The sequence below is a fragment of the Type-F symbiont of Plautia stali genome (genome assembly GCF_059731105.1).
In genome coordinates this window covers 4,071,570-4,082,191 of sequence record NZ_AP035909.1, presented here as the reverse complement: position 1 = coordinate 4,082,191, position 10,622 = coordinate 4,071,570, and the positions used below count along the sequence as shown (strand labels likewise).

Below are 10,622 nucleotides of genomic sequence, written 5' to 3'. Positions count from 1 at the left end.
TTATACGCAGTAAAAGAGGGTAGTTATCCACAAAATAATCGAGCGGAAAAGGATAAAATCAGCATCTTCCACTGGGGATCGTCACTATTTCGCGATCCCCGTCCGCGATTCAGATCGCGTTTTTCCACGTTTCCAGCCAGGCCTCTGCCGGATCTTCAGGGATCTCATGCTCCAGCACGTCAATCTCCAGACGATCGCCTATCCGCTGCGCCCCCTGTGCGGTCAGCAGCGCATCAATCTGGCGGATCGCGCCGCAAAAGAGATCGTACTCATGGTTGCCGAGTCCGACAGCGCCAAAGCGAACCTGAGAAAGATCGGGCTGGCTGTCGCGGATAGCTTCAGCGAGTGGCAGCAGATTGTCAGGGATATCGCCGGCACCATGCGTTGAGCAGACCACCAGCCAGATACCGGTCTGCGGCACCTCATCCAGCTCCGGGCCATGCAGCAGCTGCGTGGAGAAGCCTGCTTCCTGTAATTTTTCTTCCAGATGTTCAGCCACATACTCGGCGCTTCCCAGAGTACTGCCACTGATTAAGGTAATATCGGCCATCTTGCTCTCCCGGACAGTAAGGCGAGCATTGTACGCTGTGATCAAGCGGTGATCCACCTGTGGACAACAGGGTTAATGGATCGGGAAAGGCGAACGCAGCCGTTGTCAGCCGCCACATTCGTCAGGGATAAGATTATGCACAGGGAAAGGAACGATCAGGGCTTGATGGTACGCATGATTGGGTTTTGCAGCGAGATCAGGGTTTCGGTTGACTGAATTTCATCAATGGTCTGGATCTTGTTGATCAGCACCTGCTGCAGGGCATCGATTGACCGGCACATCACCTTAATAAAGATGCTGTAGTGACCGGTGGTGTACCAGGCTTCAACCACCTCATCCAGCGCATCCAGTTTGCTCAGCGCCGCCGGATAGTCACGCGCGCTCTTCAGGATAATGCCGATAAAGCAGCAGACATCAAACCCCAGCTGGCGCGGATCGATATCCACCCGCGTGCCCAGGATAATACCCGCCTGCTTCATCTTCTCCACGCGCACATGAATGGTGCCGGGACTGACATTAAACTGCTTTGCCAGCTCGGCGTAAGCGGTGCGCGCATTCTCCAGCAGGGCATTCAGAATGCCGCGATCCAGGTTGTCGAGCTGCAGATGTTCGGCCATGGCCATCCTCGTTGTGGGTCTGCTTAAGTGAACAAGGGTGAATGTGCAGCAAAATAGTGGTTCAGGCAACTCCCGGCAGCGACGGGCGCCGCTGCCGGGTTGCTTAGCGTTTGCGCCAGACGGTGACCTGCGCCAGCGTATGCTGGAACTTGCGGGCCGTTTCGCGGATCACGAACGGCACATCCTGCGGTTCATCGATCAGCTCGAAGTCGGCGGCCAGCAGCCGTTGCAGCGCCTGCAGGGTCGTCAGGGCCTCTCCGTTTTCCCGCACGCCGCCCAGCCAGTTCTCTTTCGGCGTGAAATCTTCCAGCCAGGTGTAAGGCGATGAGAGCAGCAGAATGCCGCCCGGACGCAGCATCGGCGTCACATCCTGCAGGAAGCGCGCGGGCTGACGCAGACGATCGATCAGATTGGAGGCAAGCACCAGATCGTAACCGGCCGGTTGCGGCTTCAGGTTGCAGGCGTCCCCCTGCACAAAGCGGATTCGCTGCGCCAGATCGCTCTCCAGATCGAAATCTTTCAGGCGAACCTGACGATACTCGACCAGATCGCCCTCCTGAGGCAGGAGATAGCGGAAATCTTCACCGCTGGTCAGCTGCAGCGCCACATCGATGAAGCGCGCCGAGTAGTCCATGCCGGTGACGCGTTCGAAGTGGCGGGCCAGTTCGAAACTGGCGCGTCCGGTCGCGCAGCCGATATCCAGGGCGTCGCCCCGGGCGCGGGTGTAATTCAGCGCCAGCTTCACCAGGCTTTCGGCATAGTTTTCCACGCCGAAATAGCGCGGGCCATACTGGAAGTCGAGATACTGCGACACCATGGCGTCAGACTCATACGGATTCAGCGCCATGCTCTCCCTGTGCCCGGACACCACATAGCGGAAACCGGCATGCTGGAAGAAGTGGCGGCGAAACGCATAGCGTGCCGATTTCAGGGCTTCATTGCCGGTGGATATCCAGCTGCCCCCTTTGATCAGCGAGTGTTTACCATCAAACGTCGGCGTCGAGAAATCGTCGTAAAGCGGATGGACCCGGAAGCCTTCGAAGCCGTTAATTGGCGTGGTGGTCCACTGCCAGACGTTGCCGACGATATCGAAGAAGTCGCCCTGGGCGAACAGATCGACCGGTGACGAGGAGGCCCAGTAAGCCAGGTTAATGTTGCCCGGTGCCTGCTCCCATTGCGGCTGGTCGCCGGCAACCTGTTCGCGCAGCTGAGTCCACTCCGCTTCGCAGGGAAGCTGAATCGCCAGCCCCGTCTGATCTGCTTTCCAGCGGCAGAAGGCGGCGGCTTCCAGCTGATTGACCTCGGCAGGCCAGTCCCAGGGCATCGCCACCTCTTCACACATCAGACGCAGTTTCAGCTGATCGGGCATCGCAGGTGTGCCAACCCAGAAGGTGGGCATCTCTGCTTTGGCAAACTGACACCAGCCCCAGCCTTCATCATCCCACCAGCGACGATCCTGATATCCTCCCGCCTCGACGAAGGCCAGAAATTCTGCGTTGCTGACCAGCATTTTGCTCGCCTGGAACGGCTGCAGCGTAATCTGCTGGCGGCCATACTCATTATCCCAGCCGTAGGTGTCGTCAGTTTTACCCAGCGTGACCGTGCCGCCGGGCATCGGCAGCAGGGCGTTGGCCGGAACGGCCTGACGCTGGTGGCGCGCCAGCGGACAGATGGGCCATGCGGACTGCGGCTTAACCCACTCAATCGGAAGCTGGCGGATCAGCACGCTGGAGGTTTCCAGATGGATGCGCTCATGCTCGATGCCCATCAGGATCACCCAGGCCGGACTTTCCCAGTCGATCGGCAGAGTGAGCGGCATGGTCTGGATGAGATCGCTGACCAGGGCTTTCACGCGTCCCCGGTATTCACGCACTTCATCGACGGTGGGCCAGTCGTAGTGACTGTCGTTGAGATCGTCCCAGCTCATCTCATCCACCCCGATCGCCATCATCGCTTCGATGCGATCGTTCAGACGCGCGTCGATGAGACGTCCGGCCATCAGCTTATTAATGTAGAAGGTCGCCGTGTGACCGAAATAGAAAATCAGGGGGTGGCGCAGCGGAATGGCTTTGGTGAACCAGGCCTGCGGATCCGCCAGACAGGTAAACAGACTCTCATACTGCTCCCAGGTCTGATGGAAATAGGCCAGCAAATCGGCACGTTTTTGTTCGCTATTCTGGCCGGAGAGCAATAACGTCCGCGTAGGTGCAGGCAGATCGCGGTGGGGTTGAGCAAGCGTCACAGGAAGCTCCAGATTGCTGAGTAAGTGAAACGGTAAACTATAGCAAAGAAGCTTTTCTGCCAGATGACTTAACGGCGCCAGTGACGCAGAAGGCGGCTTTTCATGCCGGTATCGAAACGCCAGATATGGTCGAAGATGCGCAGAATACCGGGTTTCCCGTGGGCCGACATGGCCACCGCGTGAAAACGTTGCTGATTGTGTCGCTGGCGCTGTTTTATCGCCCCGATCACCTCTTCCGGCAGACGCTGGGCGATGAAATCGGAGACGATGACCGCATCCGCTTCCTGCCACAGTGCGCCCTCCATCCGGTTCACCACCGAGGAGAGGCAGGCGGCCAGATCGGTGCCGCCACGAAAGCGCTGGCTGAGAAAGCGAATCGCCTGTTCCAGCCCATCTTCCCCGGTCAGCTCGTAGCCGATGACTTCATGGGCAAACAGCATGATGTAGCAGCGACGCCGGTCGGCCAGCGCGACTTTCAGCAGCGCCAGACAAAACGCTTTTGCGCAGCGCTCGTTGAAGCCCCCCATTGAGCCGGAGGTATCCACGCAGACGATAAACGGCCCGCGGGGCTGCTCCTCATGCTGCTGATGGCTGGCCGGCCGCATCGTCACTTTTTCGTGCCAGGCCTCGCCCTGCAGACGGTAGGTCAGCAGCCGTTTCTCAACCAGGCGCCGGTAAAACTCCAGCTCCAGTTCGCTGATGCTCAGCGCGGCTAACTCCGGCGGCAGCAGACGCAGTACGTCATCGCTCTGATGAATGCCGCTCACCTCTTCCGGCACGGACGCGGGCTCCTGCACCAGATGGTGAAAGGCCTCCATCGGGGCATCCTGTGACGGCACCGATTTAGCCTCCCGACTACGGCCCAGCTGCTGTGCCAGCTTCAGCAGCTCCGGTTGCTGCGCGAGAAAATCACCATATTGCAGCATCAGCTGATAGTCGCCGGGCTGCAGTGACGCTTTGCTCATGTCCCATAACCGGCCTGCCGCCGCTTCATCATCGTCGCCCAGGATCGGGGCCAGCTGACCGCTCAGCGCCATGCGCTGCTGCAGCTCCGCCAGCAGGCGTTCGCGCTGCTGCTCCAGCAGCTGCTGATTCAGTGTCAGGGTCTGTAAGGTCAGACTCAGCCGCCAGCGCTGCAGAAAAAGCTGGTGCTGCGCGCTGCTGAGATGGTGGATATCGGTGTGCTGCAACAGCCGGTTCGCTTCATCCAGGAAGGGCGAAGGCAGGCTTTGCAGCGCCTGAAGCGTCGCATCCAGCTGGTGGATAAATTCACGATCGCTGAGGAGCTGAACCCGCTGAAAGAGCTGAAACTCCTCTGCCAGCGTGGCCGGAACCGGGGTGGCTTTGAGTTCCGCGTTGATCTCGGCCCGCCAGCGCGGCACATCACGCAGCAGCGCTTTTTTCAGCCCGGGAAACTTTTCAAAAAACAGCGCAAGCTGTGGGGAGGCCAGCAGGGCGACGATCAGCTCTTCAATCAGTTCGGTCTCCCCCACCGAGAGCAGGGTGCTGAGCGTCTCCACGGAGATCATTTACGCGCCTGTTTCAGCTGCTCTGCCACATCCTGCAGGCTGGTTTCGACCCGCGCCAGCCAGTCGTCGCTGATAAACAGGCAGCGCTGATGCTGACTGAAGAGATGCCGCTGGGTGCGCAGTTCACTCTCCAGTGCATCCAGCGCCTCGGTAATCTCACCGGGCAGCGGCTCGCTGTTGCTGACGCCGGGCAGGGTCAGCCGCGATGCCTGCAGACTGACATCGCGGATCGCCAGGCAGTGCTGCGCATCCACCTGAAGATCCAGGCTCTGAGCAAAGCCGATGCCGTTGAGCTTGCCGCGCACCTCGCCCCCTTTCTGCAGCCACTGGTTCAGCGCATCACGCGCGATCACCAGGTGGGTAACCTGCATATCGTGCAGCATCAGCGGCTTTTGCAGCATCAGCGTCAGCTGCTCATCGGTGAGGCTTTCGGGCATATCGTAGTGCGGCTTGCGGCTGAACATGCCGCTGTGCTTCTCCAGCGTGATGGCCTGCGCCACGCTCTGCTGTTGCTGCAGCGCCAGACGACGGGCTTTGATCTGATGCAGTTTCAGCAGCATCGGCTGCTGCTGCCAGGCGTGTTGTGTCATCAGCTGGTCGATTTCGCGTTCCAGCAGCTGCATGGACGCCACGTCGTGCCAGAGGCAATCTTTCAGCAGGATCAGGTCTATCGGCGCAATCGCGCTGCGTCCGCTGTAAAAGGCGCTGGCCTGTAACAGGTGAATGGCTTTTTTCCAGCGACGATCGGAAATGTAGGGGGCGGCAGGCTGGCTCTCCAGCTGCTGACGCAGCTGATAGATCAGCTCGAAAACGGCATCCGGCAGCCCCACCTGGCTGATGCTGAGCTGCCACTGCGCATACTCCTCATCGCTGATGCGCAGAGATTCCGCCACCGGATTGGCGTGTTCATCCTGCTGGTGGGTCAGCATGCTGCGGAAGTTCTGCTTCTCATGCACGTTATCCAGCCACAGGCGGATCAGCATCCGGTCATAGAGCGCCTCAAGACCGCTGTCCGCTTCCGGAAGTTCATTGGAGGCGGTGACCAGCAGACGCATCGGGATGGTCTCTTCGCTGTCACCATTACGGAAGCGGCGTTCGTTGATGGCGGTCAGCAGGGTATTCAGAATCGCCGGGCCGGCTTTCCAGATCTCATCCAGAAACACAATCTCTGCGTCGGGCAGATACCCTTTAGTGAGGCGCTGATAGCGCCCTTCATCCTTCAGCGCCTGAATAGAGAGCGGGCCAAACACCTCTTCCGGCGTCGAGAAACGGGTCATCAGATATTCAAAGGCGCGGGCGTGCTGAAAGGCATATTTGAGGCGGCGTGCTATCAGGCTCTTGGCGATGCCGGGCGGGCCCAGCAGGAACACGCTTTCACCGCTCAGCGCCGCCAGCAGGCAAAGGCGAATGGCATGATGCCGCTCATACAATCCTTTTTCTAACGCATTGCTCAGGCGAGAAATTCTTTCTGCCAAAAGATGGGGTTGAGCCATAATCACTTCAATGTCCTTACGATCGACGGGCCGCCGCGCTTAAGCAAGCGCCTTACTCTATAGATCATCATGCGTGAAAGCGTTGATAGCTGTCAGCTTTTTTGTATCAGAAGGTTTGCCTGCTATCACGCGGTATCCACTGACATTTTACCGCCTGAAGCGCCCCCGTTATCCGGCGAGCAAGGCGAAGCGGGTATAGGAATTTTCACCAATACGTGCATACTGTGCGCTTTTTGATGGCCTGAGCGAGGGGTGTTTGCGCCTCTCAGACTCCAACAAAAGATAACTCTATGAGCTCAGATAATAAGCAGTCCCTTCCCGGATTAACGCTGGCCGCGATTGGTGTTGTTTACGGGGATATCGGCACCAGTCCGCTCTATACCCTGCGTGAATGTCTCTCCGGACAGTTTGGTTTCGGCGTTGAACGGGAAGCGGTGTTTGGCTTTCTGTCGCTGATTTTCTGGCTGCTGGTGCTAGTGGTCTCACTCAAATATATCAGTTATGTGATGCGCGCCGACAACGCCGGAGAGGGCGGTATTCTGACCCTGATGTCGCTGGCGGGCCGCCACACCGGTGCGCGCGCCACGGCGGTGCTGGTGATCATGGGACTGATTGGCGGCAGCTTCTTCTACGGGGAGGTGGTGATCACTCCGGCCATTTCGGTGATGTCCGCGATTGAGGGCCTGGAGATTGCCGCGCCGTCACTGGATCCTTTTATTGTGCCGATGTCGATTGCGGTGCTGACGCTGCTGTTTGTGATTCAGAAACATGGCACCGGTATGGTGGGCAAACTGTTCGCGCCCGTGATGCTGATCTGGTTCCTGGTGCTGGCGGTCCTGGGGGCCTGCGGCATCATGAAAAACCCGGAAGTGCTGCACGCACTCAATCCCGCCTATGCCATTGAGTTCTTCCTGCACTACAAGTCGGTCTCGTTCTTCGCGCTGGGCGCTGTCGTGCTGGCGATTACCGGCGTGGAGGCACTCTATGCGGATATGGGCCACTTCGGCAAAGTGCCGATCCGGCTGGCCTGGTTCTCGGTGGTGCTGCCGTCGCTGGTGCTGAACTACTTTGGTCAGGGCGCGCTGCTGCTCAGCGATCCGAAAGCGATTAAAAACCCCTTCTTCCTGCTGGCCCCGGACTGGGCGCTAATCCCGATGCTGATTCTGGCGACGCTGGCCACCGTTATCGCCTCACAGGCGGTTATCTCTGGCGTCTTCTCGCTGACGCGTCAGGCGGTGCGACTGGGCTATCTGCCTGGGATGCGTATCATCCACACCTCTGAGCGCGAGTCGGGTCAGATCTATATTCCGGCCATCAACTGGGTGCTCTATTTCGCCGTGCTGATTGTGATTATCAGCTTTGAGCATTCGAGTAACCTGGCGGCGGCCTACGGTATCGCCGTGACCGGCACCATGGTCCTGACCTCGATCCTCGTCTGCACCGTGGCCATTAAAAACTGGCACTGGCAAAAGCTGGCCGTCGGCCTCATCCTGGTGCTGCTGCTCTTTATCGACGTGCCGCTGTTTACCGCCAACCTGGTGAAAATCTTCTCCGGTGGCTGGCTGCCGCTCTGCCTCGGTCTGGTGATGTTTATCATTATGACGACGTGGAAAAGCGAGCGTTTCCGCCTGCTGCGTCGCATGCATGAGCACGGTAACTCCCTGGAGGCGATGATCGCCTCGCTGGAGAAATCGCCGCCGGTTCGTGTGCCGGGCACCGCGGTCTATATGTCGCGTGCGCTGAATGTGATTCCGTTTGCCATGCTGCATAACCTCAAGCATAACAAGGTATTGCATGAGCGCGTGGTGCTGCTGACGCTGAGAACGGAAGATGCGCCCTACGTTCACAACGTGCGGCGTGTGACGATTGAGCAGCTCTCACCGACCTTCTGGCGGGTGGTCGCCAGTTACGGCTGGCGTGAAACGCCTAACGTTGAGGAGATTTTCCATCGCTGCGGGCTGGAAGGGCTGAACTGCCGCATGATGGAGACGTCGTTCTTTATGTCGCACGAGTCGCTGATCATCGGCAAACGCCCCTGGTATCTGCGCCTGCGCGGCAAACTCTTCCTGGCGCTGCAGCGCAACGCACTGCGCGCACCAGACCAGTTCGAGATCCCGCCAAACCGGGTTATCGAGCTGGGCACCCAGGTCGAGATTTGACGGGTCGCGCCCGCCTTACGGGGTGGGCGCGGACCAGCGCAGCGTGACGCACAGGCCGCTGCCGGGACGCTGGCTGAAGCTCACCTGCATCCCGTGCAGCTGGGCAATATTACGCACAATCGAGAGTCCCAGTCCGCTGCCACTCTTCTCCTGACCGGGCGGTCGCCAGAAACGCTCACCAAGACGCTGGCGGTCGGCTTCACTCAATCCCTCGCCGTTATCCTCCACCGCCAGGCTGTTCGCCTGTAACCGCACATCAACTTCACTGCCTGCTGGCGTATAACGAATGGCGTTATCCAGCAGATTACGCACCAGCAGTGACAGCAGCAGCGCATGCCCCTGAATCTGCGGATCGGCGTCGGCATGCAGCCGCAGCGTCACGCCCGCTTTATCCGCCAGCGGCAGCTGGGCGGCCAGCGTCTCCTGAACCGTGCGCTTCAGCGCCACCGGCCCGAAGGCACTGCGCGCATCGTCGGCTTCCACCCGCGAGAGCGTCAGCAGCTGATCCACCAGCCGCGTGGCGCGCAGGATCCCCGCATCCAGCTGCTGCAGCGCATGGGTGCGCATCACCTCATCATCCGCCGTCAGCTGAATGACTTCGCTTTGCACCTGCAGTGCAGCCAGCGGACTGCGCAGCTCGTGCGCCGCGTCGGCGGTAAAGCGCCGTTCGCGCTGCATCATGGCGCTGATGCGGCGGAAGAGGCCATTCAGCGCCACCATCAGCGGCTGGACCTCTTTCGGCACCCGCCCGGCCTGCAGCGGCGTATCATCATCGGGCGCGCGCTGCGCCAGCTGCTTCGCCAGCCTCTTCAGCGGGCGCAGTTCAGACCAGACCAGCCCCATCAGCAGCAGCAACATAAACGGCAGCGCGATCAACCAGGGCAGCACGCTCGCTTTCATTACGTCCTGCGTCATGTCATCCCGGTACTCCAGCTCCTGGCCGACCACCACGCGAAACTGCTTGTCGGGAGTGGTGAGCCAGACAAATCGCCAGCGGTCATCATCATTCGTGAGCTGACCTTCATGGAATCCCTGAGATGCTGCGTCGAACGGCAGATAGCGACCATTATCTCCATCGTTCATCACCTGCCTGCCGTCATGCGTGAAGACGGCAAACGCCAGGGCGTCGTCATCCTGTTCGCCGCGATGGTGGCGCAGGATCGCTTTGGTTTTTGGCAGCGTGGTGTTCTCCAGCGTCGAAAAATCCAGTGTCAGCAGACGCTTTGCCAGCAGCATCTGCTGGGTATCGAAGAGTTCATCCAGGGTTTCACGCGTCTGATGCCAGGCACTGAGGCTGGCACTGACCCAGCAGAAAGCGACCAGCAGCACAAAACCGATGCCAAGCCGCAGAAACAGGCTCATTGATCGCATTCGGCGGCTCCCAGGGTATAACCGACGCCGTGCAGCGTGCGGATGAACTGACTGCCCAGCTTTTTACGCAGATGATGGATATGCACCTCCACCGCATTGCTGGAGACATCGGCATCCCAGCTGTAGAGCTTCTCCTCCAGCTGGCTGCGCGTCAGCACCCGACCGGGATTTCGCATAAACAGCTCCAGCAGCGCCAGCTCCCGGCTTTTCAGCGCAATGGTTTCGCCCTCACGCATCACGCTGTGACCGCCGGGGATCAGCACCACATTGCCGTGACGAAGTTCAGGCTGAAGCTGGCCGTGCCGGCGGCGAATCAACGCCTGCAGGCGCGCGGCCACCTCGGTCAGGGCAAAAGGTTTACACAGATAGTCATCGGCACCCTGCTGCAGCCCTTCGACCCGCTGATCGAGCGCATCGCGCGCGGTAAGGATTAACACCGGAACATCTTTGCCCTGCTGTCGCCACTGTCGCAGAATATCGAGCCCGTCGCGTTCGGGCAGAGAGAGATCCAGAATCACCGCATCCCAGGGGGCCGCGTCCAGCGCGTTAAAGCCCGCCTCACCGGAGGTAAACCAGTCAACGCTGAAGCCCAGCCTGCTCAGCCCTGCCTTAATACCGTCACCAATTAAGCGATCGTCTTCAATCAGTAAAATACGCATGA

At 59.5% G+C, this 10,622-nt stretch carries 8 protein-coding genes; 1 reads left to right on the top strand and 7 read right to left on the bottom strand.

Annotated features, from left to right (window positions below):
- Nucleotides 1–109: 109 nt before the first annotated feature.
- From mioC to ravA, 5 genes are all read right to left on the bottom strand, one after another.
- On the bottom strand, nucleotides 110–550 hold the full coding sequence (mioC, locus tag AC6I7A_RS19455) for an FMN-binding protein MioC (protein ID WP_058957195.1): 441 nt from the start codon (nucleotides 548–550) through the stop codon (nucleotides 110–112).
- 155 nt (nucleotides 551–705) lie between these two features.
- The gene (gene asnC / locus AC6I7A_RS19450) at nucleotides 706–1,167 is read right to left on the bottom strand and encodes a transcriptional regulator AsnC (RefSeq protein ID WP_009088190.1); all 462 of its coding nucleotides are present in this window, start codon (nucleotides 1,165–1,167) and stop codon (nucleotides 706–708) included.
- A 103-nt stretch (nucleotides 1,168–1,270) separates the two neighbouring features.
- Entirely contained in the window at nucleotides 1,271–3,409 is a 2,139-nt protein-coding gene (gene ovoA, locus AC6I7A_RS19445; protein ID WP_058957196.1) for a 5-histidylcysteine sulfoxide synthase, read from the bottom strand.
- A 68-nt stretch (nucleotides 3,410–3,477) separates the two neighbouring features.
- On the bottom strand, nucleotides 3,478–4,938 hold the full coding sequence (gene viaA, locus AC6I7A_RS19440) for an ATPase RavA stimulator ViaA (RefSeq protein WP_009088186.1): 1,461 nt from the start codon (nucleotides 4,936–4,938) through the stop codon (nucleotides 3,478–3,480).
- The gene (ravA, locus tag AC6I7A_RS19435; RefSeq protein ID WP_046100974.1) at nucleotides 4,935–6,431 is read right to left on the bottom strand and encodes an ATPase RavA; all 1,497 of its coding nucleotides are present in this window, start codon (nucleotides 6,429–6,431) and stop codon (nucleotides 4,935–4,937) included. The genes viaA and ravA overlap by 4 nt, the downstream gene beginning before the upstream one ends.
- Before the next feature lie 290 nt (nucleotides 6,432–6,721).
- Here ravA and kup point away from each other — a divergent pair, with 290 nt between their 5' ends.
- On the top strand, nucleotides 6,722–8,590 hold the full coding sequence (gene kup / locus AC6I7A_RS19430; protein ID WP_009088184.1) for a low affinity potassium transporter Kup: 1,869 nt from the start codon (nucleotides 6,722–6,724) through the stop codon (nucleotides 8,588–8,590).
- A gap of 15 nt (nucleotides 8,591–8,605) precedes the next feature.
- Here the strand turns inward: kup and qseC are convergent, their stop codons facing one another.
- Together qseC and qseB are read right to left on the bottom strand one after the other, a co-directional pair.
- Nucleotides 8,606–9,961, bottom strand: a complete 1,356-nt coding sequence (gene qseC, locus AC6I7A_RS19425) for a quorum sensing histidine kinase QseC (RefSeq protein WP_082668184.1) — start codon at nucleotides 9,959–9,961, stop codon at nucleotides 8,606–8,608.
- Entirely contained in the window at nucleotides 9,949–10,620 is a 672-nt protein-coding gene (gene qseB / locus AC6I7A_RS19420) for a quorum sensing response regulator transcription factor QseB (protein ID WP_009088182.1), read from the bottom strand. The genes qseC and qseB overlap by 13 nt, the downstream gene beginning before the upstream one ends.
- Nucleotides 10,621–10,622: the final 2 nt, after the last annotated feature.